Here is a 25375-nt window from a genome sequence, read left to right on the forward strand (position 1 = left end):
TCTCGAAACGGGAAAATTCAATGACGACAGCGGTAGCGGTCAGCGGCGGCATGGACAGCCTGTTCACCCTGCTCCTTCTGAAGGAGCGGGGACTCGACGTCTTCGCCATCCACGCCCACTTCCTGCCCCCTTCGGACACGACGGCACGCACCGTTGCGGCGCTTACCGAGCGCTGCGCCGAACTCGGCGTTCCCTTCCACGCGGTGGACCTCTCGCGCGAGTTCGACGAGCAGGTCATCACGCCGTTCGTGCGCGGCTACGCCGAGGGCCACACGCCCAACCCCTGCGCCACCTGCAATCCGGCCATGAAGTTCGGGCTGCTCTTCGACCGCGCGCGGGAACTCGGGGCGGACACGCTATCCACCGGCCATTACGCCCGCATGCTCGACACCCCCACGGGGAAACGCCTGTACCGTGGAGCGGACCCGGTAAAGGACCAGAGCTACTTCCTCTCCCTCGTCCCGCGCGAACGCCTCGAACACGCCATCCTGCCCCTTGGGGACTGGTGCAAGGCCGACGTGCGCGGCGCACTGGAGGCACGCGGCGTGGTGGTGCCGTTGCCCTCGGAAAGTCAAGAAATCTGTTTCGTGCCGGGCGACGACTACTGCGCCTTCCTGCGTTCGCGCATGGACAGGCTCCCCGGCCCCGGCCCCATCGAACTGGAGGACGGCACCACCGTCGGCCGCCACAACGGCCTGTGGCGGCACACCCTCGGCCAGCGACGCGGCATCGGCGTGGCGTGGAGCGAACCGCTCTACGTCCTCGACAAGGACACCGCGCGAAACGCGCTCATCGTGGGCACGGCCGAACGCCTGCCCGCCACGGGCTGCACGCTTGGCGACGTGAACATTCTCGTGCCGCCCGCCGCATGGCCCGAAACGGTCCTCGTCCAGACGCGCTACCGCCAGAAGGCCAAGCCCGCGCATGCGACGCTCGCCGGCGACACGCTGCGCCTTTCGTTCATCGAACCCCATACCCGCCCCACGCCGGGTCAGGTCGGCGCACTGTACGACCACGACGGCTCCGTGCTCGCTGGCGGACGCATACGCAACGCATGAAGCATCCAGAACGTTTCCACATCGCCACCCTCGGCTGCAAGATCAACCAGTACGAGAGCCAGTCCATCCGCGAGGCATGGATCGCCGCCGGACGCGAGGAAGCAGAGGACCCGGCCCTCGCCGACGTCATCGTCGTCAACTCCTGCGCCGTCACCGCCCACGCCATCCGCGACCTGCGCCACGAGGCGCGCAGGCTGATGCGGCTGGCCCCGGATGCGGAGCTGGTCATCACCGGCTGCGCGGCGCAGGTCATGGCCGACGAGCTCGCCAAGGATTTCGAGGGCGCACGCATTGTCCCGCAGGCCCGCAAGACCGATCTCCTGATCCTGCCCATGGCCCCGGTCGCGCCACAGCCCGAGGACACCCCGGCTCCACGCCGGTTCCCCGAATTCTCCATCAGCGGCTACAACCGCGTGCGGGCCGTGGTGAAGGTGCAGGACGGCTGCACCCACCGCTGCACCTACTGCATCATCCCGCACACGCGCGGCGCGTCGATCAGCCGCCCCATGGCCGATATCGCCGCGGAAATCCGCCGCCTGTTCGACGCCGGATGGCACGAGGTCACCCTCTCGGGCATCAACCTCGCGCAGTACGGCACGGACCTCGACGGCGCGCCGAACTTCTGGGATCTCCTAGCGCATCTGGACGCGGACCTCGCAGCGGACTGGGCCGGACGCGCACGGTTGCGCATCAGCTCCCTCGACCCCGGACAGCTCACCGATCAGGCGCTCGACGTGCTCGGTGCCTCGCGCATGGCCTGCCCGCATCTGCACGTTTCCCTGCAAAGCCTCGCCCCGGCGGTGCTGCGGCGCATGGGCCGCGGCCACTACGCCCCGGAACAGGTGGCCAACTGGCTTGAGCGACTCGGCAGAATCTGGCCGCTCTTCGGCCTCGGTGCGGACTTCATCACCGGCTTCCCCGGAGAGACGGACGAGGACTTCGCGCAGACCCTTGCGGCCTGCGAGGCTCTGCCGCTTTCCTATGCCCATGTTTTCCCGTATTCTCGTAGGCCGGGAACCCCGGCCGCACGCTACCCCGAGCAGGTGGCGCACAAGGTGAAGAAGCACCGCGCCACGCTCCTGCGCGCCGTGGCCGAACGCGGCAAGACGACCTTCCTCGGCAGGCTTGCCGCGCAACCCGCACTCGATGTCGTGGTCGAAGGGCTTTCGCCCATTCGCGGCGTCTGCCAGCACTACGCGGACTGCCGCTTCGACACGCCGATCGCGCAGGCAAAACGGCGCATGATGCTCCGGGCAACGCCGGTGCGCGTGGACGGGACCACCCTCGTCGTCGCACCCGCTGCGGACGCCCATGACCGCTAGACTTCGAGCGCTATGGACAAGCCGCCCGAAGGCGGCTAACTAACCGACCCCACTGCAACCATCCGTCTCCGGCACGCCTATCACTGCGTGCGCAGCCGGAAACGGACGAAGATATCCACATTCACGCACAACCCTCTCCAAAGGAACGGGTAACGATGATCAAAAGCATGACCGGCTTCGGCCGTTTTTCCTCCCAGAGCACGGATTGGTCCCAGGCATGGGAGATCCGCAGCGTCAACGGCCGTCACCTCGACCTCAAGTGGCGCCTGCCCTCCAGCGTGCGCGCCCTCGAAACGCATTTCGAACGCATCGTGCGCGAGCACGCCCTGCGCGGCCGCGTCAACGTCCAACTGAACCTGCAGGTCTACCGCCCCGAAATCCTCGGCGTGGAACTGAACCAGCCGCTGGCCTCGGCCATGCTGTCCCAGCTCATGAAGTTCGCCGTGCGCAACGGCGACACCTTCAAGCCCGACTACATGCGCCTCATGGGCATGTCCTTCCTGTGGGAGGACTCCGCCAGCGAACCCGATCCGTCCCTCAAGGCCGACCTCGAAAACGGCCTGATCAAGGCCCTCGACGACTGGAACGAGGCCCGCTCCACCGAAGGCCGCGCCATGCGCGAAGACCTCGTGGAACGCATCGCCAGCCTGTCCGGCTGGCTCGACGAGCTGCGCAGCCGCACCCCGCAGGTCAAGGAAATCCGCTTCGACACCGTCGAAAAGCGCATCCAGACCGTTCTGGACAAGTACAACGTGGAGCTCGATCAGGACCGCCTGCTGCAGGAAGTGGCCATCATCGCCGACCGCATCGACGTGACCGAAGAGCTGACCCGCCTCGACGCCCACCTCACCCAGCTTGGCGCGGTGATGGAAAACGGCGCGGACGCTGGCAAGCGCCTCGACTTTCTGCTTCAGGAGTGCTTCCGCGAGATCAACACCTGCGGCAACAAGGCGCAGGACACCGAGGTGAGCAGGCTTGTCGTGGACTTCAAGGCCGAGCTTGAGAAATGCCGCGAACAGGTCCAGAACATCGAGTAGCAGCCTTAGCCGAACCATCAAACACAACGGGACAGCAACATGAAGAACCACGGTCTGCTCAACATCGGCTTCGGCAACTTCGTCGTGAGCACGCGGGTGATCGCCATCGTCAACCCGACCTCATCGCCTATGCGCAGGCTCAGGGAGGACGCCCGTCAGGCCGGGCGGCTCATCGACGCCACCCAGGGCCGCAAGACCCGCTCGATCATCATCTCCGACTCGAACCACGTCATCCTGTCCGCCATACAGGCCGAGACCATCAGCCAGCGCTTCAGCCAGGAGGAGGACGAGAATGAATAGACGCGGACTGATGCTCGTCATCTGCGCGCCCTCGGGCACGGGCAAAAGCACCCTCATCAAGCGCCTGCGCGAGGAATTCCCGCGCATCTCCTTCTCCATCTCCTACACCACCCGCGCTCCGCGCGCGGGTGAGCGCAACGGCGTGGACTACCACTTCGTGAGCATGGAAAACTTCCGCAGCCTCGCCGCCGAAGGCTTCTTCGCCGAATGGGCCGAGGTCCACGGCAACTGCTACGGCACGCCCAAGCAGGCCATCATCGACCTGCTCGAAGAAGGACAGGACATCCTGTTCGACATCGACGTGCAGGGCGCGGCCCAGCTGCGCGAGAACATGGAAGAGGGCTGCTACGTGTTCCTGTTCCCGCCGTCCATGGCCGCACTGCGCCAGCGGCTGGAGAACCGCAACACCGACGACGACAAGACCATCCGCCGCCGCATCGAGAACGCCCCCGGCGAAATCGCCCAGTCCGACCAGTTCGACTACTGGATCGTCAACGACGACCTCGACTACGCCTACCGGCTGCTCAAGAGCGTCTACCTCGCCGAGGGCACCCGCCCCTGCTACATGCCCGGGTTGCCCAAATGGATCATGCACCGAAAAATCGACGCCTAGGAGCATCACGCATGGCAGAACTCGTCGTCGCACTCGACTTTCCGGACAGCACGGCCGCGCTGGACATGGCCACCCGCCTGCGTGGCGCGGTGAACTGGGTCAAGGTGGGCCTTGAACTCTACACCGCCACCGGGCCGTCCATCGTGGGCGCGCTCACGGACATGGGCTTTCGGGTCTTCCTCGACCTCAAGTTCATGGACATCCCGAACACCGTGCGCGGAGCCGTGCGCTCCGCCGTCGGCGTTGGGGCGGACATGGTCAACGTCCATGCCTGCGGCGGGCGCAGAATGCTCGAAGCCGCGCGTGAAGGCCTCGAAGACGGCGCGGCGCGCACGGGCCGCTCGCCCATCCTGCTCGCCGTCACCGTGCTGACCAGCATGGACGCCACGGACCTCGCCCTGCCCGAGGGCACGAGCGTAGCGGACCTCGCGCTGGCCTACGCCCGCACCGTGCGCGACTGCGAACTCGACGGCGTGGTCTGCTCCGGGCACGAGGCACAGGCCATCAAGGCCGCCTGCGGCGCGGACTTCGCCTGCCTCACCCCCGGCATCCGCATGGCCGACGCTGGCGACGACCAACGCCGCGTCATGACGCCGGAAATGGCCGTACGCGCGGGATCGGACTATCTCGTCGCGGGGCGGCCCATCACCCGCGCGGCGTCGCCCGCCGACGCCGCGGCGCTTTTCCTTGAACAGATGGGGCGCGTCGTTCTATAACCCTTTGAAGGGGTACGACATGACTGATGAAAAGACGACGGGCACCGGCGCCCCCTCTCCTGAGGGCACGCAGAAGCCCCACGCGGCGGCGAAGGACCACAAGGAGCGCATCAAAGGCGTCTTCTCCTCGCAGACCGTCATCAAGGTCGGAACAGGCACCACGACGCGAAAGACCATCAAAAAGACCTTCTGGTTCGTGGACGAGGACGAGGGCGGCGAACTGCTCGTCCAGCCGCTCAACGTGAATTACGTTCCGTCCGGAGCCAAGCGCAAGGTCCCGCGCGACGAGTTCCTTGAAAAATTCGCGCCGGAGCCGGAATTCTATGTCTCCAACGTGTTCCCCAAGATGCGCGAACTCAAGCAGAACGTGGAAAACGGGGAAAAACACCGTGAAAAGGGCGAGACCTTCAGCGCGGAGCTAGAGTTCAACAACGCCCTGAACATCGACGAGGAGAACGTCCGCGCCAACTTCGGGCTGGGGCTGACCTACCTCGAACGCGGAGACGACGCCAAGGCCAACGACATCTTCGAGCGTCTGGTCAAGCTGGATGCGGCCTTCGAGCCGGAGCACAAGCACCTGTTCAACGAGTTCGGCATCAACCTGCGCAAGAACCGGATGTACGACCAGTCCGTGGACTACTACACCCGCGCGCTGGAGCTCTCCGCGCAGGACGAACACCTCTTCTACAACATCGCCCGGGTCCACTTCGAGCAGGAGGACTGGGGCCGCGCCGCCGAAAGCCTCGCCAAGGCGCTGGAGCTGAATCCGGAATTCGCCGAGGCCCAGAAGTTCATGCAGTGGCTCAAGGACAAGAACCTCGTGGACGAAAACGGCAAGGCCATCGAAGGCGCAACCATGCCGGACACCAAGAAAGCCGCCAAACGCCCCAAAACGGACTCTAGCGTGAAACTCTGATGTCACCGGAACGCGGACCACTCCTCCTCTCCGGCGCAACGGAGCTTCGGAAGGATCTGCCCATTTCCCCGCAGATCATCCAGCAGCTTTTTGCCCAGACGGACGAGGACTCGCGCGCGTCCCTCGCCGACATCGCAAAGTCCATCGCGGCGGATCAGGGCCTCACCGTCAAGGTGCTGGCCATGGCCAACTCCGCCTATTACGGCCTGCAAACCGAGGTCGAGTCCCCGGCGCGGGCCGTTGCGCTCCTCGGGCTGGACACCATCCGCTGCCTCGTGCTCGGCATCGGCGTGAAGGGACTTTCCGCCAAACTGCGCAACGGCAGCGACTTCGACCTGCGGGCCTACTGGCGGCACCAGCTCCTCACCGCCGCCACCGCGCGGCTTCTTGCCGGACGCCTGCGGGATGTGCCACAGGGCGAGGACGCGCCCCCCGTCGTGCCGGACCAGATATTCACAGCGGCCATGCTGCACGATCTCGGCAAGCTGCTCACGGCCATCATCATGCCCGACGACTGGGCAACCATCATCACCCTCGCCCGCGAAGGCCAGCTCTCCATCGCCGAGGCGGAGGACACATACTGGGGGCTGGACCACGGCGTCGTCGGCGCGCTGGCCCTTCGGTCATGGAACCTGCCGCCGTCGCTCACCGAGCCGGTCAACTGGCATCACGCGCCGGACATGGCGCCGGATTACGTCCTGCATGCCCAGATTCTCTGCATGGCCGACGCGCTGTGCGTGCTCCATGCCACGCCGGACGCCCGCGTTCCCGGCCCATGGCGGGAACTCCTCGAACAGTTCGCGCTCGACCGGGACCAACTGACCGCCGAGGTCGCTGAACTGGCGCAGGACGACGGACTGCTCCAGCTCGCCGACGCACTGGCCTGACGTTTTCTCGCGCAGGGTTCCAGCCCGCGCCGCCCTTTCGCTCCCTGCCTCCGCACCAGCCAGCGGCGCACATCCCATGGTTGACGCCCGCCGCACCAGCCACTACACCGCAAGCAGACACAGACACCGCAGCATCCCACGAGGCCCCTTCATGGCATTATCCTGGATTCCCCGCCCCAATGGCTCCGAAGCGCCCGACAGCATGTCCGAATGGGCCGAACGCTTAAGCGTCACCCCGCTGGTGACCAGACTGCTCTGGCAGCGCGGCCTGCACGAATTGCAGGACATGGACATCTTCCTCAGCCCCGGACTCAAGCACCTCGCACAGCTCGACGAATTTCCGGGCCTGATGGAGGCCGCGCAGGTGCTGGCCGACGGCCTCATCGCGGGGCGTAGCTTCGCCGTGTGGGGCGATTACGACGTGGACGGCGTCACCGCCACGGCGCTGGTCACCGATTTTCTGACCCGCCGGGGCTACACCGCGCGCCACCACCTGCCCAACCGCTTCAACGAGGGCTACGGCCTGAACATCGAAGGCATCGAGGAGCTTGCCGCGCAGGGCGTGGATCTGCTGCTGACCGTGGACTGCGGCATCACCAGCATGAACGAGGTGGCCCGTGCCCGCGAACTGGGCATGACCGTTGTGGTCTCGGACCATCACCTGCCCGGACCGGAGCTGCCCCCCGCCCACGCGGTGGTGGACCCGCGCGTCGGCGAATGCCCGTGCCCGGACCTCGCGGGTGTGGGTGTGGCATTCCTGCTCGTGGCGGCGCTGAACCGCATGCTACCCGGCGACCCCATCGACATCCGCCAGTTTCTGGACCTCGTGGCGCTGGGCACCATTGCCGACGTGGTCAAGCTCAAGGGCCAGAACCGCATTCTGGTCAAGAACGGTCTGCTGCTGCTTGGCGAGGCGCGCCGCCCCGGCATCGCCGCCCTCAAAGAAGCCAGCGGCTTCGCGCCCACGGCCGCCCTCGGTGCCGGTCAGGTGGGCTTCGGGCTGGCTCCACGCATCAACGCGGCGGGTCGCATGGGCGAGGCGGAAAACGCCCTCAATCTTCTCCTCGCGCCGGACTACGAGACGGCCCGCCCGCTGGCGGCCAAGCTCGACACGCTGAATACCGAACGCCGCTCCACAGAGGACACCATCCTCAAGGAAGCCCTCGCGCAGGCCGAAACCCAACTCAGTCGACTCGGCCTCGTGCTCTACTCGCCCGGGTGGCATTCCGGCATCATCGGCATCGTCGCCTCGCGCGTGGTGGAAGCCCACTACCGCCCCACGCTCATCATCACCACCGAAAACGGACACCTGAAGGGTTCGGGCCGCAGCACGCGCGAATTCGACCTCCACGGCGGGCTTGAGGCATGCAGCCACCTGCTCCTCGGCTTCGGCGGGCACAGGCAGGCCGCTGGTCTCTCCCTCGCGCCGGAGAATCTGGAGCCGCTGCGCGATGCCTTCCACGCCGCCGTGGCCGCCCAGTGCGGCGACACGCCGCTCACGCCGTCGCTGTACGTGGATGGCGAACTGTCCTTCGCGGACATCGACTTCATCCTGTTGAAGGAACTGGAGATGCTGCAACCCTTCGGCCCCGGCAACGCGGAACCGGTCTTCGCCTCCGCCCCGGTGCGCGTGCGCCAACGCCGCATCTTCGGCAAGAACCATGTGAAGCTCGAACTGGTGGACGAGGCCTCGGGCGTGAGCCTCAACGCCAAGGCGTGGCGTCAGGCCGAGAATATGCCGCCGAGCATGCAAGGCCAGCGCATCCGCATCGCCTTCACCCCCAAGATCGACCGCTATCAAGGCTCAGCCTCCATCGACCTCCAGATCAAGGACTGGAAGCTCGCCTGAACCAACCCGCCCACGAGCGCATGAAAAAACGCCGTCTCCCTTGCGGAGGCGGCGTTTCGTTTTGTCCATGACACAAGCCGTCAGACGAACATGGCGGCATTGTAGGAACTGCGCACGCGCGGCTCCGAAAAGACGTGGGGAATGCCCGCCGCATGGCCGTATTCGCCAAGGCGGGCGAAGTCGTCGGGGTGCACGTAGCGCACCACCTCCGGATGCGCCATGCTCGGACGCATGTACTGCCCGATGGTCACGATGCCGCACCCGGCCTCGGCCAGTCGATCCAGCAGGCGCTTGACCTGCTCGTCGGTTTCGCCAAGCCCGAGCATGAGTCCGCTCTTGGACACCACGCCCGCCGCGCGCACGCGTTCGAGAAGCGTCACGCTCTGCTCGAAGTCCGCCTGCGGGCGGATGGCCGAGTACAGGTCCGGAACCGTCTCCACATTGTGATTGATGATCTCCGGCGCGGCAGCCACCACCGTGGCCAGCGCATCGGCGTCACCCTGAAAATCCGGGATAAGCACCTCCACGGTACAGCCGGGCACGGCCTCGCGCACACTGGCCACCGTGGCCGCAAAGTGCGCCGCGCCGCCATCGGGCAGGTCGTCACGGGTGACAGAGGTGATGACCACATGTCGCAGACCCAGCCGCCTAGCGGCCTCGCCCACGCGTCCGGGTTCCTCGGGGTCCAGCGGTTCCACCCTGCCAAGCCCGATGTTGCAGAATGCGCAGCCCCGCGTGCAATGGCGGCCCATGATCAGAAACGTAGCCACATGCTTGGAAAAGCACTCGTAGATGTTGGGGCACTTGGCCCCCTGACACACGGTGTTCAGCCCTAGGTCGCGCAGCAAGCCGCGCGTTTCGGCAAAGGCGGGATCACTGGGCAGGCTCACCCGCAGCCACTGCGGAATCCGCGAACACCGTTCGGAACTCTTCGGCGAGGACATTCTTCATCTCCTGCATATCCGGCAACGCGGACTGCGGTCTGGTGCGTTCAAGCTCGGCGTGCACCGAGGTGGCGCGTGCGTCCGAAAGGCCGCACAGGGTTATGAGGTCAAAGAGGCTCACGTCGCGCCCAACGTTGAGCGCGAGGCCGTGGTAGGTCACCCAGCGCTTCACGCCGATGCCCATGGAGCAGACCTTGCGGTTCTCCACCCACACGCCGGGTCGGCCTTCCCAACGTCCAGCGGCAACCCCCACCCGCGCAAGGGCACGGATGACCACCTCCTCCATGTCGTGGAAGAAGGCCTTGATTCCGCCACGACGGCGCTCGATGCGAAAGACCGGATAGGCCACGAGCTGGCCCGGAAAATGACAGGTGATGTTGCCGCCGCGCCGGATGGGCACAAGGTCTATGCCGCGCTGACGCAGGAAGTCCTCGCTGACGTGCAGATTGTCCATGCCCCCGCCAGTGCCGAGGGTGATCACGGGCTTGTGTTCGAGCAGAAAGAGCGTCTCCTGCGCCCCGTCCTGCACCGCCGCCAGCCGCTCAAGCTGGATGGCCAGCGCGTCGCGATAGGCGATGACGCCCAAATCCTCGATTATCACGCCGAATCCCCCTCTCGCGTCATGGACGCGGGGATGTAGTCGAAGGTCATGCACGCAAGGAAATGTCGTCCGAACCCGGCGTCCTCAGCCAGTTCGACAAGGCGCGTTCGTCCCGGCAACGCCTCGGCAAAGCTACGCGCCCGGTCGCTTCGCAGCACCAACGCGGCCCCTTCGAGAGACGTGTTGCCAACGGTGCGCACCCGCGCGGAAAGTCCGGGCGGCAGAAAGCCGAGGACGTCAAGGGCCTGCGTGGACACGTGCTCGCCCATGGCCCCGGCCAGATACAACGCGGCCAACTCGTGCGCGCCGAGACCGGCAACGGCCAGAAGGCGCGCCAACGCAAAATTGAAGGCAGCCTTGACCTTGAGCACCTCCTCCACGTCCGACGCGGCAAGGTGCATGCCGCCGGGCAGGGCCAAAGCGGGTTCGCCTCCCTCGCGCGTGATACGAGAAACGATGCGCCGCGCAAGAGGCGTCTCCCCTGCCGCGAAGGCTCCCGACGCATCGAGCACGCCAACGGAACGCAGAAGCGCCAGAAGCGACACGTAGCCAGTGCCGGTGATGCCCAACGCCCGGTCCGCCTCGCCGCCGCCGAGGCACTGTGCGCGCAGGCCGTCCGGCGCGAGGGCGAAGCCCACCACCGCACCCGGCGCGGCCACGGTGCCGAAGCGCAGGCCTATGCCTTCGAGGGCCGGGCCAAGGGGCACGCTTGCCGCGAGAAATTCGTCTGGAGAAAGGGCGAGCACGAACTCACCGTTGGTGCCCATGTCGGACAAAACGAAGGGAAAATGCACATTCGCGTCGCCCGCGATCAACGCGGCGACGCCTGCGCTCAAGTCGCCGCCCACGAAGGGCGCAATCTGCGGAAGAATGTAGGTGGGTGGCAAATCAGGAGCAAGGCGCACCTCGCGACCGCCCCGTTCATGCAGCGCATACGGCGCGGCGCACAGGCCGTCCACGGGAGCACCGAGGATGATATGGGTCATGGCAGGATTGCCCGCCACGGCCATGTGCGTCACCCGGCCCGGCAGTCCGGCCACGACGTGACGCAACCGGTCGAGCACAAGCGTGCGCAGCGAAGCGGCACCCTGCGCCCCACGCGCCACGGACAGGCGCGACATGACCTCGCTTCCCGCCCCCATCTGCGGGTTGAGCCCACTGCCGTGCGCCACCTCGCCCTCACCGTCACAGGCCGCCCATTGCAGGGAGGTGGTGCCGAGGTCCACGGCAAGCAGAAGCTCCGGTCCCTCGGCTCGAATGTCATGGGGAATTTCTGCGGCGGCGCGGGCCGGAATGACCAGACGCACCCCCGCCACGGCGGGATGGCGACAACCAAGCCGCCAGCCCTCGGCGATTTCGCTCTCAGCGAGGGTCCGACACTCCTCGGCATCGGGCGGGGGCGGTGCGGAAAGAAATCGCATGCGACAGCGGCCGCAGCGCCCAAGCCCCGAACACAGGGCCGGAGCGTCCCACAGGCCGGACATGTACACGGCCTGCGCCAGCGTCCTTCCCGCGTCGGCGGGCAGGTGGACAATTCGTCCGTCCGCGTCCTGAACCGAGAAGGTACCGCTCATCACGTCATCATCTCCGAAAATCAACGAAGCGTCAGGATCGGCCCGCCGTCCTCACGCGCAAGCACCCGACCCACCGGCGCGGCAAGGTCGCCACGTTCGGTGAGGAAGCGCGACACCTCGTCCACACGGTCCTCGGGGACGGACAGCACGAGACCGCCCGAGGTCTGCGCGTCGAAGACCAGATCGACCTTCACGGCATCAAGCCCATCGGCAACGGACACCACGCTCGAACAGAACTGCCGATTGGCAAAACTGCCGGCGGGAATGAGGCCCATGCCAGCAAGCTCCAACGCACCGGGCAGGAACGGCGCACGCTGTGGCCACAGCTCCACCGCAACCTTCGATGCGCGGGCCATTTCCAGCACATGTCCGCCAAGGCCGAAGCCCGTGACGTCCGTGGCTCCGAGCAGGCCGAAGCGCCGGATGGCCTCGCCACCCGCACGGTTGAGCCGCGCCGCCCACGTGAACAGGGTCTCCTCCAGCTCGTCGCTGTTCTCCCAGCGGCCCTTGACCGCCGTGGCCAACACGCCCGTGCCGAGCGGCTTGGTCAACAGCAAAACGTCCCCGGACCGAAGCCCCCGGTTGGTAGCGATATGGTCGGGGTCGATAATGCCCGACACGGACAGGCCGTACTTGAATTCCTCATCCTCGACACTATGACCGCCAGCGAGCACGGCCCCGGCTTCGAGAATGGCGTCATACCCGCCGCGCAGCGCCTCGCTCAACACGTCGGCAGCCATGGTGCGCATGGGAAAGCACACGATGTTCATGGCCGACCACGGCTCGCCACCCATGGCGTAGACGTCGGACAGGGCATTGGCCGCGGCGATGCGCCCGAAGCGGTAGGGATCGTTGACGATGGGCGTGAGGAAGTCCACGGTCTGCACCAGCGCTTTCCCCTGCGGGAAGCGCAGCACAGCCGCATCCTCGTTGTCACCCGTCCCGACCAGCAATCGGTCGTCCGGTCGCAGCTCAAGAGCCGACAGTACCTGCTCCAGGTCCCCCGGAGCAATCTTGGCGGCTCAACCCGCTGCGCGAACGCTTTCGATCAGCCTCTTCCCGGCCATGATCCCTATCCTCGAATGTCGTTGAAATGTTGGATGCGCAGAGCCATACACCGCCCCGCGCAAGGACTCAAGCCGCCGAGCCGTCCCCCGCGAATCCCTCGCGGCAACGCTGGCGGAGATAGTCGATGAAATAGCGGGCCGCGGGGAACAGGTGCCTGCGCTCGTTGTAGGCGAGGTAGAAACTGCGCTCCATGACGAACTGCGGCACGCGAAGCTCCGTCAGCTCGCCACGTTCCAGCATGCCACCGGCCGCGAGACGCGAAGTGACCGATACGCCAAGGCCCGCCCGCACGCACTGCAACACGGACTGGGTGCTCTCCACATGCACTGAAACGTGCAGGGTGCGTAGGTCGATGCCCTCGCCGTCGAAGACAGCTTCGAGGCTCCGGCGGGTTCCGGACCCCTGCTCGCGCATGACCCACGGCATGCCCGCCAGTTCGGCCAGCGTCACCCGCTCGCGCGCGGCGGCATGGTGCCCGGCCGAGGCGATGAACACCAACTCGTCCTTGAGCACCTCCTCGTAGGCCACATCCGTGGCCACGGGAGCCGCGCCGACCATGCCGAGCAGCAGATCACCCTCGGAAATCCCGGCGACGATGTCGCGAGTGTCGCCCACGCGCAGTTCGAGCGTCACGTCGGGATGTTCCGCCGTGAACCCGGCCAGCACGTCAGGCAACACGTGGTGCGCGGGGATGGTGCTTCCGCCGATGACCAGTTCGCCAGCCACCCGGTCCTGCACCAGCAGTATCTCGGCACGGGCCTTCTCCAGAGTCTCGAAGGCCTGCGCGGCGTGCGAGTAGAGAATGTCCGCGGCCTGCGTCGGCAGGACCACCCGCCCCATGCGGTCGAAGAGCTTGACGCCCAGTTCCTCCTCCAACGCGGAAACATGCGCGGAAATCGTGGGCTGCGACAGAAAGAGTTCCTGCCCGGCCCGCGAAAAGCTCCGGCATTCGTACACCTTGGAGAATGCTTCCAATCTTCTGATATCCATGATCGAAATCATTAATACATTTGGCAAGCTTTGGAAACAGCGGTTTTTCGAGCAAATGGCTGCCAAAAGCTCCCCCAAATGGGCAAAGACGGTTGACCGAACCCTTGCAGCGTAATAGGCAGACCTATATTTAGACGCACATGAAAAACGCGATATAACTGGAGGAGCAGGATGGATATCGTCCAGGAAGCCATGAATCGCGCGGGAAGCATGCTCGGCGTACGCCCCGACGGCGTACTGAGCCTGAAAGCGGCGCTCGTCGTGCCGTGCGCGCGCAGGCGGGAAGACATCATGGGCTTCGAGTTCACACTGTGTCTGGAAAACGGATGCTACGGCTTCTTCGATGCGCTGCCGCCACACACGGGCAGGACACAACCGCACCCGGTACGCGGTCCCATCGGCATGCGGCTGATGCGCGAGGTCGCTCTGGACATAGGCGACGCCATCGACCGCTTCCACGAATCCGGCGGCCCCTACTTTTCGGAGATTTTTCTTTACTGGCCACTCACGGCGCAATGCCGCGAGCCGCTGTGGTTCTTCCGCTCGTGGGGGACGAATCACGTCATCATCGGCGCGCAAAGCGGCGAGAGCCAGCACTCCATCGGCTACGACCTGTAGCGCCACCGCCCGCGCCGCCATCTCGACGGCACAACAAAAAAGGCATTGCGTTTCCGCAATGCCTTGAAATTCTCTGGTGGGCCATCAGGGACTCGAACCCCGAACAAACGGATTAAGAGTCCGCTGCTCTACCAATTGAGCTAATGGCCCATGCGCTTCGTCGCCGAAGCAGATGTTCCTTTATGCCGAGCGCGCGTCGAAGTCAACACTTTGGATCACTTTTTTCGGCCTACGACGGATGCCACCGGTCCCCTGCGCTCCCGGACGCAAAAGGGGCGGACCTGTGGCCCGCCCCCATGATCACGATGCCGGACAGCCGAACTAGGCTTCCTTCACTCCGTCGAATGCGGTCACGGCAGGCACCTTGCCGGTGTACTTCTCGATCTGGACAAGCGCGGTGTTGCCCACCACGGCCTGACTGAGCTTGGATGCGCCCTTGTCGAGGGTCAGCACGTTGGCGCTGCCGTACTTGCACAGCGAGCCTTCGCGTCCCGGCTCGACCGGATCGTACCAACCGCCCTCGCACAGGCGCACCACGCCGGAGCGGATGCGGTCGGTCACGAAGGCACCGGCCAACACCTGACCGCGATCGTTGAACACGCGCACGATGTCGCCGTTGGCGATGCCGCGAGCCTTGGCGTCATCGGCGTTGATCCAGATGGGTTCCCGGTCGCCAATGGTGTACTTCTTGCGCAGGGCGGCCACGTGGTTCATCTGGGAATGCAGGCGATACTTGGGATGACCGGTGAGCAGATGCATGGGGTAGGTCTTGGCCTTGGGGCTGCCCAGCCACTCGGCAGGCTCGATCCACGCCGCATGCGCCAGACAATCGTCGTAGCCCATCTTCTCGATGTCCTTGGAGTAGATCTCGATCTTGCCGGAAGGCGTACCGAGCGGCTCCATGAGCGGGTCCTCGCGATAGTCGGCATAGCGCACGAACTCGCGAGACTCCTGCGAGATGGGGAACTCCACGGCCTCGCCCTTCTCCCAAAACTCGTTGAAGTCGGGCATGTCCACCTTGAGGGTCTTGGCCTGCGAACGTGCTCCGTCGTAGAAGGAACGCAGCCAGTCCATGTCGGTCTTGCCCTCGGTGAATTCGCGGCCAACACCCAGACGCTCGGCCACGGCGGTGAACACGTCATAGGTGGAGCGGGACTCGTAGAGCGGCTCCACGAGCTTCTTCATGGGCAGCAGGAACTGGCCGTTCTCGCTGGAGGAGATGTCGTTCAGTTCCAGCGAGGTGCACACCGGCAGCACGATGTCCGCCATGCGCGCGGTGGGCGTCCAGAACATCTCGTGGATGACGATGGTCTCGGGCTTGCGCCACGCCTTCATCATCTTGCGGCGTTCGGGATGGCGGGTGTGCTCGTTGCTGAAGCCGTTGTAGATCATCTTGATGTCCGGGAAGGTCACCTTGCGGCCGTTGAAGTCGATGACCTTGCCGGGGTTGAGCAGCATGTCCACGCTACGCGCGGTGGGGATGGGTGCGGGATGGCCCTCGGGGGTCTTTCCGCCGCCAAGGCCGGGAATCACCGGCGCGGTGGCCGAGGGCGCGCCCTGGCTGGAGTAGTGATGACCAACGGTGAAGCCGCCGCCGGGCAGGCCGATCTGGCCGAGCATGCAGGCGAGGGTCACCAGCATCCAGTGGGGCTGCTCGCCGTGGTCGGCGCGCTGCATGCCCCAGCCGCTCATGAGCAGAGTACGGCTTCCGGCGATGGTCCGGGCGAGGGCGCGGATGACGTCGGCATCCACTCCGCAGACGCCTGCGGCCCACTCGGGGGACTTTTCCACGCCGTCCTCCTTGCCCAGCAGATAGGCAAGGAACTTGTCGTAGCCCACGGTGTACTCGTCGAGGAACTCGCGATTGGCAAGGCCCTCGGTGTGCAGCACATGCGCCACGCCAAGCATCATGGCGACGTCGGTGTTCGGACGCGGAGCGATCCACTGCGAGCCAATCTGCTCGGCGGTGTCGGTACGCACCGGGTCGATGACGATGATCTTGCGGCCGCGCTTGCGCAGTTCCGCCAAGCCCTCAAGACCACCATGCGTGGGACCGGGCCACGAAATCTGGAGCGTCACCAGCGGATTCGCGCCCCACATCACGATCACCTCGGTATTCTCCTCGATGACCGGCCACGCGGTCTGCTGGCTGTAGACCTCCATGTCGCCCACCACGTAGGGCATGATGAACTGGGATGCACCGGAGCTGTAGTCGCCCACCGCGCGGGTGAAGCCGCCAAGCAGATTCTCAAGGCGATTCATGCACGCGCCCGCGCTGTGCAGCTGGCCAAGGTTATACCAGCCGGAAGGCGTGCTGTAGATGGCGCTGTTGCCGTAGGTCTTGATCACGCGGCGGATTTCCCCGGCGACCAGATCAAGCGCCTTGTCCCAGCTCACGCGGACGAACTCGCCGCGTCCGCGCTCGGACGTATCACTCTTGTGGCCGTTCTTCAGAAAACCCTTGCGCACCATGGGGTACTTCACGCGGGCCGGGGAATTGACGTAGCCGACCATCTCGCGGGTCATGGCGTTGGGGTACGGGTCCTTCTCGAAGGGAAGCACCTCGACCATGCGGCCGTTCTTCGCCTTGGCGCGAAACAGGCCCCACCAGCACATGTTGAGGGTCTCACGCTCCGCCTCGGCGGCGTAGGCCTCGGTCAGAAGCGACGGCCCGATCAGCGCGGCCGCGCCCATCGCTGCGGTGGCACCGAGGAACTGACGCCTCGTCAGTCCGTCGCCACTGCGGTTTGCATACTCGGACATTGCATTCTCCTTTGTAGGGTGCGTTGTCGATGAAGTGCGGAGCACACCGCTCCGCACGCCTAATCGATGTTGGCCCGGTCCGCTTCGAGCACGTGCAGCGTCATTGCCGCCAGCGCGGCATAGAAGCCGTGCCTGTCGCGTTCGGCGCACAGCGCAGCAAAGCGGGGAAACCAGTTCAGGAGATGGCGCTCCAGCAATTCGCGTCGGCACAGGGCCGCGTCGTCACCGGGGTGCTCGATGAGCCACGCCATGAATTCCAGCATCACCGCGACATGGTCGGCAGGCTCGTGGGCGGCGTAGCGCGCATCCAGCCCGAAACGCCGCAGAAGTGCCCGGAAATCCGCCTCGGCCTGCTGGCCGGTATGGGGCTTCTCGCCCGCGTACACGGACGCGAACGGCGGCACGGACTGCGGTCCGCCAACGCCATGGAACAGCCATGCGTATGCGCTGGCGAGATCCAGCGCGGCATCATCCGGGCTATCCGCCGTGTCCAGATGCCGCAGGAGCGCCGCAGCGTCCTCCTCCACCGGTCCGGATGCCACCAGTGCATCCAGAAATGCCCGCCCCTGCGCACCGCGATAGCTCGCGACGGCGGCAGGCGTCAGTTCCGACGCGAAAAGCGTGGACAGCCAGCGGTACACGAACGCATCGGGATGCATGCCCACGGTCCGGGCTACCTCGTCACGACCTTGAATCCGTTCCATGTCGTTTTCCTCCGGTTCAGTGAACGGCCCCGGTATCCGAGGCGTTCAGCTGCAAGTACTTGAGCAGGAAGCGGTATTCCTCCTTGTTCAGCAGGATGTTACGCTTCATGGACTTGAGACTTCCGATCCACTGGTTGGCCTTGAAATGGTCAGGCGGCGTCGCAGAATGGCAGGTGCCACAGGCCGCGCCGTGCAGTTCCGCGCCGTAGTCGAGCAGAGACGCGGACTCGGCCAGAAGAGTGCCTGCCTTGACCCAGCAGGTCAGCCCCACCTTGTGCCACGTCAATTCGGTATCCGGATCAACCATCGTGCTCTCGACCTCAATGGCCGACTCGGCCTGACGATCGAGCACCACGGAGAAGATGCGGCGGCCCTGCATCTCGTAGACGACGGGCGTCACGCCGTCCTGCTGCCAGCCCTCCACGCGCACCTGGGCCCACTCGCCGTCGCGATCCTGCACGGAAAGCGCCGTAAGCGGCATGACGCGCCCCATGGGACGGCCGTCCTTTTCGAGAAACAGCGGAACGATGCGGATGGACTGCACGCTGTCGCCATCGGTGCCGTTGGACTGCGCCGCGGTCGAAAGCTCCTCGAACAACGCCTTGTAGCCCGAAGCCATGTCCGGCAGCGTATGCGAAAGCCCCTTGTGGCAATCGACGCAGGTCTGGCCCTCGGACAGGCCCTTGCGCATGCGCTCGGCGTCTTCCTTCTTCGGGAACAGTGCGTAATCCAAGGCATTCGTGTCATGGCAGGAACGGCACTCGCGCGAGTCGTTGGCCTTCATGTCCGCCCACACGCTCTTGGCCATGCGCAGGCGATTGGCCTCGAACTTCTCGGGCGTGTCGATGGTGCCACTCACCTTGGACACAAGCTCCCGCACGGATTCGGCCTTGCGGACCACCATCGGCCCGAAGGCCTCCGGAACGTGGCAGGACGAACACGTCGCCCGCACGCCCGATGCACTCTGAAAATGCTTCGTCTTGCGGTATTCCTGATAGACCGTGCTCTCCATCTCGTGGCAGGAGATGCAGAAGCCGTTTCGGGACATGACTCCCTCGCCTGCGGCCATGGCCGCGACAAGAACCAGCACGGCAACAACGCCGATGCCCGCACCGAGAAGCAGCGGACGTCGCATGCCCGCCAACCTTCCTGGCGACTCGTTACCCATAGAAAACCTCCTTCGATGATCAGACGAGGGCCATCCCTCGTTCCCGGCCATCAGCAAGGACAGTGCCGGATTGGCACAGCCGCCCGAACACGTAACATCATGAATTCAATGGACAAGATCAAAGAGAGCCAAGGAATGATGACTGCGCCATTCCGCAAGAGGTGGAACGGTTTCCAGCAAAAAGCCAAAACGCGCTCCATCGGGGACGGAAGCGGACTCATGGACACATGCACGACAGGGGGATGAAAGTAGAAAAGGAGATGGGCGCACGCGCCATACGCATGCGAAAAAGGCGGAACACGACACACCGCGCATGTCACGTTTCAGCAACGACGAACACGGGAGAACGACGCGAAGGCAAAAACGAAAAAAGGCGCTACGGACATGCCGTAGCGCCTTGTACTATCTGGTGGGCCATCAGGGACTCGAACCCCGAACCAATGGATTAAGAGTCCACTGCTCTACCAATTGAGCCAATGGCCCAGATATTGGCTTCGTGCAACTCCTCGCTGCACCGTCGAAGCGGGAGCACTTCTAAGCCGATGACCAGCAGATGTCAACACGACACGTATATTTTTTCAAAAAAGTTCGGCGTGGCAGCATCAGAACAAGGCCAGCACCGGACGCCAAGGGGCGTCGGGCATTGCCCGCGTCACCGCGCTGCGAACGACTTCGAGCAGGAGTTTCCTTGAACCGAAACGGATACGCACCCCATGACGATGCACGGCATAAGGCTCCCACGCAGGCAGTGGTCCGCATCAACGACAAAAAAAGGCGCTACGGACATGCCGTAGCGCCTTGTGCTATCTGGTGGGCCATCAGGGACTCGAACCCCGAACCAATGGATTAAGAGTCCACTGCTCTACCAATTGAGCCAATGGCCCAGATATTGGCTTCGTGCAACTCCTCGCTGCACCGTCGAAGCGGGAGCACTTCTAAGCCGATGACCCGCGGATGTCAACACGACACGTGCATTTTTTCGAAATAGTTCCGCGTGGCGAACTCGCGCGGCCTCCTCCCCTCGATCAGTCCGAAAAGGGTCCGGACTTGAGGGCGCGCAGGGCCGCCTCGGCCAGCACGCGATGCGTGGCGGTCATGGGGTGCCAGCTATCCCACCACATGTAGCCGTCCGCCGCCGGGAAGGCATAGGTGCCGTTCCACGGCTCGGAAACATTCGCGAAGCGTCCGTCGCGCACAAGTCCTTCAAAAACGTCGCAGGCATCCAGCCTGTACAGCCGAACCTCGGGATGACGGCGAGCGAATCCGCTCTCTCCGCACAGCGCATCATGCAGACGCGCGTTAATATCCCGAACAAGCGCCTGAACGGCTGGCTTCTTGGCGGCGTACTCGGTCACGTAGGCAGGGGCAAGGGTGATGTCCGGTACGTTCGACACCAGCAGATTACGCACGCCCTTGGCGACGAGCTTCTCCATGGCTGAAACAATATTGCCGACGACTGTCTCGGCACTGCCCTCACCCTCGTAAATGTCGTTGATGCCGATGAGCACGGTGCACAGCGTATCGTCGAGGCTCCCCGCAGGCTGGTAGGTCTCCACCTGCCACGCCAGCCCGGACCAGTCCGCAGGGCCGGAGGTGTTGCCGATGCCGCTCTGCGCGCCGCACCATGCGCGGTCCTCAAGGGTCGCACCGAGCATGCCAGAAAGGTGCTCCACCCAAACGTCGCCGTTACTCAAGCGGTTATAGCCGCAGCCATTGCAGAAGCCATTGTCGGAAAAGCTGTCGCCGAAGGACAGAATACGTTTCATCATCCTTTCACCCGGTTCAAAGGCTGTCAGTTGTAAGAAAATCCACGCAGGGGCTCTGGGCTCAACATCGCGGATTCACATATCCAATGTACCCAAAATCACGCCGCGAAAAAAACCTGTCCCCGTCGGACATGGGACCATGCCCCCGCAACCAAGCGGGGACCGCAGGACCACACGGCACCCCCCGCGTAACGAAGCGCACCTAGCATTGCCGCCCGCAAGACGCAAGACGCTTTGAAAACCAGGGCGTACCCGCCCCCCCCTGCCCCAGCGGCAATTCACGGAAGCCACCAAGCCATTTGGAGCGACAACGCACAAAAAAACCACCCGCATGCGGGTGGTTTCCAGTTTCGACAGCAACGCGCAGAGGCGCGCCGAAGCGAAAAAAACAGGCCCCGGAGGGCCTGTTTCATATCATTGCAGGAAGCTGGAGATTTACTCCTCGGTCGATTCGACCGTCTCTTCCTTCTTGGCAGCAGCCTTCTTGGGAGCGGCCTTCTTAGCAGGAGCCTTTTTGGGCGCCTCCTCGGCCTTCTCAGGGGCAGCTTCCTTGGCGGGGGCCTTAGGAGCCTCCTCCTTCACCGGGGCCTCGACACCAGCAGCAGTGCGGGTGAACTCGATGATGGCCATCGGTGCGCAGTCGCCGGTGCGGGGCTGGCCCAGCTTGACGACGCGAGTGTAACCGCCGGGAACACCGGCGAAACGGGGACCAATCTCGTCAAACAGACGCTTGACGAGAGTATGGTTGCCAAGAACCTTATACGCCTGACGGCGGGCGGGGACGTCGTTCTTCTGAGCGAGCGTCACGAGCTTTTCAACAACCCTCCGCAGTTCCTTGGCACGAACTTCCGTAGTACGGATGGACTCGTGCACGATCATGGCCTTGGCCATGTTGCGGAACATCGCATCGCGATGGGATGCGGGACGGTTGAGCTTCTTGCCGGCTTTTCTATGCCTCATCGCTATCTTTCCTCTTCAGCCATTCCTGGTAGCGTTCGTCGAAATTCTCAATGGTCGAGCCGAATTCAAGATTCATTTCGGCGAGGACCCTGCGAATCTCATCCAAGGACTTGCGACCAAAGTTCTTGGTCTTGAGCATCTCACCCTCGGAGCGCTGCACAAGCTCGCCCACAAGGCGAATGTTGGCGCTCTTCAGGCAATTGGTGGCACGAACGGAAAGTTCGAGCTCATCAATGCTCTTGAACAGGTTGGGATTCAGGTCAAGCCCGCTCTGCGGGCCGCACTGCTCCTCATCGGAAGACTGCTCATCGAAGTTGATGAACACCGAGAGCTGGTTCTTGAGGATCTTGGCGCTGTAGGCGATGGAGTCCTCGGGGAGGACAGAGCCGTCAGTCCAGATCTCCATGATCAGCTTGTCGTAGTTGGTCATCTGACCCACACGAGCCTGCTCGATGCTGTAGGCAACCTTCTTGATGGGAGAGAAACTGGCGTCGAGGCGGATGAGGCCGATCTCGTCGCTTAACCCCTCCTGCATGTCAGCGGGGACGTATCCCTTGCCCATTCTGACCTCGAGCTCGGCCCTGAAGGGGACGTCCTCGGTCAGAGTGGCAATAAGCTGGTCCTTGTTCAGAACGGTGACGTTCTGGTTCTCCGAGATGGCGGCAGCGGTGATCTCGCCCTTCTTGTCAGCGGTGAGGGTGAGGTGCTGCGGCTCCTCGGTGGTCATCATGAATCTGACCTGCTTGAGGTTCAGGACGATGTCCGTAATGTCCTCGAGCACACCCGGCATAGTGGTGAACTCGTGCTGGATGCCCTCGATCTTCACCGACACGACTGCGGCGCCCTGCAGGGAGGACAGAAGTACTCTGCGCAGAGCATTTCCGATGGTCGTTCCAAAGCCGCGCTCCAGAGGTTCGCAGACGAACTTGCCGTACGTTGCGTTGCTCTTGGGGTCGCGCACGATCTGCTCGGGCCGAACCAGCTCGGACCAATTCCGGGTGTTGATCAATTTGTCGCCGTCTTGGATGATCATCACTACACCTGTTACTTGGAGTACAATTCGACGATCAGCTGTTCATTGATGGGGAACTGGATGTCCTCGCGCACAGGCATGGCCTTGACCGTACCCTTGAGGGCTGCTCCATCAACCTCGAGCCAATCAGGGCAACCACGGCGTGCGATCACTTCCTGAGCTTCCTGAATGACAGGAACCTGCTTGCTGCGCTCGCGCACGGTGATCTCATCGCCAATCCTGACCTGCAGGGAGGGGATGTTCACCTTGTGACCATTCAGCTGGAAGATGCCATGGCGAACCAGCTGACGGGCCTGAGTGCGAGAGTTTGCAAGACCAAGACGGTAGATGACGTTGTCCAGCCTGGTCTCAAGCTGCACGAGCAGATTGGTACCGGTGACACCCTTCATCATGTCCGCGCGAAGGAAGTAGGAGAGGAACTGCTTCTCCTGCACGCCGTAGATACGGCGCACCTTCTGCTTCTCGCGGAGCTGAACGGCGTAGTCGCTGGTTTTCTTCCGGGCTCGACCGTGCTGCCCCGGGACGTAGGGGCGGCGCTCGTAAGCGCACTTGTCAGTATAGCAGCGATCGCCCTTGAGGAAAAGCTTCTGCCCCTCGCGGCGGCAGAGGCGGCATTTCGCTTCAGTGTATCTGGCCAAAACGTTTCCTCCTCGTGAACAGCCGGGTTAGACCCTGCGGCGTTTGGGCGGACGGCACCCGTTATGGGGAATCGGGGTGATGTCACGCATGAACGATACCTTGAAGCCGGCATTATTGATGGCGCGCATTGCAGCCTCACGTCCAGAGCCGGGGCCCTTGACGAAAATACCGACGGTACGCATGCCGTGGTCCTGAGCGGTCCGGGCGGCACGCTCCGCGGCAACCTGAGCGGCAAACGGGGTGCTCTTGCGGGAGCCCTTGAACCCGGAACCGCCGGAGGAAGCCCAGCTGATCACGTTACCCTTCATATCAGTGAAGGTGACAATGGTGTTATTGAATGTGGCATGGATATGCGCGATGCCCGCAGGCACATTCTTTTTTTCTTTCTTCTTCCCGGAGCGTCGGGGTCTAGCCATATCCTATTTCTCCGTAAATCTTTAGTGAGCAGGTTCGCATCCCCCCGCCCTTAGGCATGGGGGGATGCAAAACTGATTGCTACTTTTTCTTTTTACCAACCACCGAGCGCCTGGGGCCCTTGCGGGTACGGGCGTTGGTGTGAGTACGCTGGCCTCGGCAAGGCAGACCGCGACGATGGCGAAGGCCACGGAAGCAGCCGATGTCCATCAGGCGCTTGATGTTGGCGGTCACCTCGCGGCGGAGATCACCTTCGACCTTATGATTGGTCTCGATCTCCTTGCGGATGATGTTCACCTCATCCGCGGTCAGATCGTCGGTCTTCCTCGTCCAATCAATCCCGGTGTTATCCAGGATCTCAAGGGCAGTGGTGCGACCGATGCCGTAGATGTACGTCAGGGCGATGTCCAGACGCTTATTCCTGGGCAAATCAACACCTGCAATTCTAGCCACGATAACTCCCCTTTAACCTAGCCCTGGCGCTGCTTGTGCCTGGGGTTTTCGCAGATAACCCGGAGCACGCCCTTACGGCGGATCACCTTGCACTTCGGGCACATCTTTTTAACTGAGGGTCTAACTTTCATGACCTTCTCCCGCTTCTTTCCTCATTGAGCCCCCCGGCCGGGGGCCAGGAAACTAAGGTATATATGCAAGCAAGAACCTTAATGATCGCTTCTGCTCAAAATCTCCGGCCCATCCTGGGTCAGAGCGATAGTGTGTTCAAAGTGGGCAGAGAGTCTACGATCTTTTGTTACCGCTGTCCACTTGTCTTCGAGGATCTCGACATCTGGCGATCCCACGCAGACCATCGGCTCCACGGAAAGCACCATTCCGGCCTTGAGCGGAAGATCAACCACGCCCCGAGGGACAAAGTTGGGAACTTCCGGCTTTTCATGAAGATTCCTGCCTATCCCGTGCCCGACAAACCTCTTTACCACGGAAAACCCGCTAAGCTCCACATATTCTTGAATGACCTTCGAGATGCTGTAGAGCTGGTTGCCGGCTACGGCGTGTTCGATGCCCCGCATGAGGGACTCGCGCGTGACATCGAGCAGCCGCTGTGTCTCGTCGGGAATCTCGCCCACACCGAACGTGCGGGCGGAGTCCCCGTAGAATCCGTCGTAGATGACGCCCATGTCGAAGGTGACGATATCGCCCTCCTCCAGCACCCGATTTGACGGGAATCCATGAACGACCTGTTCGTTGACGGAACAGCACAGTGCGTAGGGAAAGCCGCCGTAGCCTTGGAAGGCGGGCACGACGCCGAACTTCCTGCACATGTCCTGGGCGATCTGCTCGAAGCGCATGGTCGTAAGACCAGGCCGCACAGCTGCGCCCATTTCGTCAAGTATCACGGATACGATGCGGTTCGCCTCCCGCAGGAGAGCGATCTCCGCATCGTTCTTCAAGAAGATTCCGCGAAACTTTTTCAATT

The 25375-nt window shown here is 63.7% G+C and carries 26 protein-coding genes and 3 tRNA genes; 10 read left to right on the top strand and 19 right to left on the bottom strand.

What is annotated here, in order from left to right:
• Positions 1–20: 20 nt before the first annotated feature.
• From mnmA to recJ, 9 genes are all read left to right on the top strand, one after another.
• Complete coding sequence (gene mnmA, locus GGQ74_RS15655; protein WP_167942534.1) at positions 21–1058, top strand: tRNA 2-thiouridine(34) synthase MnmA; 1038 nt, start codon at positions 21–23, stop codon at positions 1056–1058.
• On the top strand, positions 1055–2380 hold the full coding sequence (locus tag GGQ74_RS15660; protein WP_167942535.1) for a MiaB/RimO family radical SAM methylthiotransferase: 1326 nt from the start codon (positions 1055–1057) through the stop codon (positions 2378–2380). Before mnmA ends, GGQ74_RS15660 begins: the two co-directional genes overlap by 4 nt.
• A 155-nt stretch (positions 2381–2535) precedes the next feature.
• Entirely contained in the window at positions 2536–3417 is an 882-nt protein-coding gene (locus GGQ74_RS15665; protein ID WP_167942536.1) for a YicC/YloC family endoribonuclease, read from the top strand.
• A 39-nt stretch (positions 3418–3456) separates the two neighbouring features.
• A complete protein-coding gene (locus tag GGQ74_RS15670) occupies positions 3457–3717 on the top strand; it encodes a DUF370 domain-containing protein (protein WP_167942537.1) in 261 nt (86 codons plus the stop codon).
• Complete coding sequence (gmk, locus tag GGQ74_RS15675) at positions 3710–4330, top strand: guanylate kinase (RefSeq protein WP_167942538.1); 621 nt, start codon at positions 3710–3712, stop codon at positions 4328–4330. Before GGQ74_RS15670 ends, gmk begins: the two co-directional genes overlap by 8 nt.
• Positions 4331–4341: 11 nt before the next feature.
• Entirely contained in the window at positions 4342–5046 is a 705-nt protein-coding gene (gene pyrF, locus GGQ74_RS15680; RefSeq protein WP_167942539.1) for an orotidine-5'-phosphate decarboxylase, read from the top strand.
• 19 nt (positions 5047–5065) lie between these two features.
• Entirely contained in the window at positions 5066–5962 is an 897-nt protein-coding gene (locus tag GGQ74_RS15685; RefSeq protein ID WP_167942540.1) for a tetratricopeptide repeat protein, read from the top strand.
• Positions 5962–6849, top strand: coding sequence for an HDOD domain-containing protein (locus GGQ74_RS15690; protein WP_167942541.1), 888 nt, complete (start codon positions 5962–5964; stop codon positions 6847–6849). Before GGQ74_RS15685 ends, GGQ74_RS15690 begins: the two co-directional genes overlap by 1 nt.
• 151 nt (positions 6850–7000) lie before the next feature.
• Entirely contained in the window at positions 7001–8698 is a 1698-nt protein-coding gene (gene recJ / locus GGQ74_RS15695; RefSeq protein ID WP_167942542.1) for a single-stranded-DNA-specific exonuclease RecJ, read from the top strand.
• An 80-nt stretch (positions 8699–8778) separates the two neighbouring features.
• Here the strand turns inward: recJ and lipA are convergent, their stop codons facing one another.
• From lipA to GGQ74_RS15720, 5 genes are all read right to left on the bottom strand, one after another.
• Positions 8779–9642, bottom strand: coding sequence for a lipoyl synthase (gene lipA, locus GGQ74_RS15700; protein ID WP_167942543.1), 864 nt, complete (start codon positions 9640–9642; stop codon positions 8779–8781).
• The gene (gene lipB / locus GGQ74_RS15705; protein ID WP_167942544.1) at positions 9572–10243 is read right to left on the bottom strand and encodes a lipoyl(octanoyl) transferase LipB; all 672 of its coding nucleotides are present in this window, start codon (positions 10241–10243) and stop codon (positions 9572–9574) included. The genes lipA and lipB overlap by 71 nt, the downstream gene beginning before the upstream one ends.
• Positions 10240–11817 (bottom strand): ASKHA domain-containing protein, encoded by a 1578-nt coding sequence (locus tag GGQ74_RS15710; protein WP_167942545.1) that lies wholly within the window; start codon positions 11815–11817, stop codon positions 10240–10242. Before GGQ74_RS15710 ends, lipB begins: the two co-directional genes overlap by 4 nt.
• A gap of 20 nt (positions 11818–11837) precedes the next feature.
• Positions 11838–12884 carry a selenide, water dikinase SelD gene (gene selD / locus GGQ74_RS15715; protein WP_167942546.1) on the bottom strand — a complete coding sequence of 349 codons (1047 nt, stop codon included), beginning with the start codon at positions 12882–12884 and terminating at the stop codon, positions 11838–11840.
• A gap of 67 nt (positions 12885–12951) precedes the next feature.
• The gene (locus tag GGQ74_RS15720) at positions 12952–13875 is read right to left on the bottom strand and encodes a selenium metabolism-associated LysR family transcriptional regulator (protein ID WP_167942547.1); all 924 of its coding nucleotides are present in this window, start codon (positions 13873–13875) and stop codon (positions 12952–12954) included.
• 171 nt (positions 13876–14046) lie between these two features.
• On the opposite strand from GGQ74_RS15720, the gene GGQ74_RS15725 reads away from it, so the two are divergent.
• Positions 14047–14493 carry a hypothetical protein gene (locus GGQ74_RS15725; RefSeq protein WP_167942548.1) on the top strand — a complete coding sequence of 149 codons (447 nt, stop codon included), beginning with the start codon at positions 14047–14049 and terminating at the stop codon, positions 14491–14493.
• A 74-nt stretch (positions 14494–14567) separates the two neighbouring features.
• On the opposite strand, the gene GGQ74_RS15730 is transcribed toward GGQ74_RS15725, so the two are convergent.
• The 14 genes from GGQ74_RS15730 to map all read right to left on the bottom strand — a co-directional run bounded on the left by GGQ74_RS15730 (position 14568) and on the right by map (position 25373).
• A tRNA-Lys gene (locus GGQ74_RS15730) sits at positions 14568–14643 on the bottom strand.
• Positions 14644–14814: 171 nt separating this feature from the next.
• Positions 14815–17256: a trimethylamine-N-oxide reductase TorA gene (gene torA / locus GGQ74_RS15735; protein WP_167942549.1), complete on the bottom strand. Its 2442-nt coding sequence runs from the start codon at positions 17254–17256 to the stop codon at positions 14815–14817.
• A 59-nt stretch (positions 17257–17315) separates the two neighbouring features.
• Positions 17316–17960 carry a molecular chaperone TorD gene (torD, locus tag GGQ74_RS15740; protein ID WP_167942550.1) on the bottom strand — a complete coding sequence of 215 codons (645 nt, stop codon included), beginning with the start codon at positions 17958–17960 and terminating at the stop codon, positions 17316–17318.
• A 16-nt stretch (positions 17961–17976) separates the two neighbouring features.
• Positions 17977–19095: a NapC/NirT family cytochrome c gene (locus GGQ74_RS15745; protein WP_167942551.1), complete on the bottom strand. Its 1119-nt coding sequence runs from the start codon at positions 19093–19095 to the stop codon at positions 17977–17979.
• A 440-nt stretch (positions 19096–19535) separates the two neighbouring features.
• Positions 19536–19611: transfer RNA gene (locus GGQ74_RS15750), tRNA-Lys, on the bottom strand.
• 325 nt (positions 19612–19936) lie between these two features.
• Positions 19937–20012, bottom strand: a tRNA-Lys gene (locus GGQ74_RS15755).
• A 141-nt stretch (positions 20013–20153) separates the two neighbouring features.
• Positions 20154–20897 carry an SGNH/GDSL hydrolase family protein gene (locus tag GGQ74_RS15760; RefSeq protein WP_167942552.1) on the bottom strand — a complete coding sequence of 248 codons (744 nt, stop codon included), beginning with the start codon at positions 20895–20897 and terminating at the stop codon, positions 20154–20156.
• Between the two features lie 432 nt (positions 20898–21329).
• Positions 21330–21854 (bottom strand): 50S ribosomal protein L17, encoded by a 525-nt coding sequence (rplQ, locus tag GGQ74_RS15765; RefSeq protein ID WP_167942553.1) that lies wholly within the window; start codon positions 21852–21854, stop codon positions 21330–21332.
• On the bottom strand, positions 21844–22887 hold the full coding sequence (locus GGQ74_RS15770) for a DNA-directed RNA polymerase subunit alpha (RefSeq protein ID WP_167942554.1): 1044 nt from the start codon (positions 22885–22887) through the stop codon (positions 21844–21846). Before GGQ74_RS15770 ends, rplQ begins: the two co-directional genes overlap by 11 nt.
• Positions 22888–22898: 11 nt before the next feature.
• Complete coding sequence (gene rpsD, locus GGQ74_RS15775) at positions 22899–23525, bottom strand: 30S ribosomal protein S4 (protein WP_167942555.1); 627 nt, start codon at positions 23523–23525, stop codon at positions 22899–22901.
• Positions 23526–23552: 27 nt separating this feature from the next.
• Positions 23553–23942, bottom strand: a complete 390-nt coding sequence (gene rpsK / locus GGQ74_RS15780; protein WP_167942556.1) for a 30S ribosomal protein S11 — start codon at positions 23940–23942, stop codon at positions 23553–23555.
• Positions 23943–24021: 79 nt separating this feature from the next.
• Positions 24022–24393, bottom strand: a complete 372-nt coding sequence (rpsM, locus tag GGQ74_RS15785) for a 30S ribosomal protein S13 (RefSeq protein WP_167942557.1) — start codon at positions 24391–24393, stop codon at positions 24022–24024.
• 17 nt (positions 24394–24410) lie between these two features.
• Positions 24411–24524, bottom strand: coding sequence for a 50S ribosomal protein L36 (gene rpmJ, locus GGQ74_RS15790; protein ID WP_028587340.1), 114 nt, complete (start codon positions 24522–24524; stop codon positions 24411–24413).
• A gap of 78 nt (positions 24525–24602) precedes the next feature.
• Positions 24603–25373, bottom strand: coding sequence for a type I methionyl aminopeptidase (map, locus tag GGQ74_RS15795; protein ID WP_167942558.1), 771 nt, complete (start codon positions 25371–25373; stop codon positions 24603–24605).
• Between the last annotated feature and the right edge of the window lie 2 nt (positions 25374–25375).

It is taken from the genome of Desulfobaculum xiamenense (assembly GCF_011927665.1).
GTDB classification, from domain to species: Bacteria; Desulfobacterota; Desulfovibrionia; order Desulfovibrionales; family Desulfovibrionaceae; genus Desulfobaculum; species Desulfobaculum xiamenense.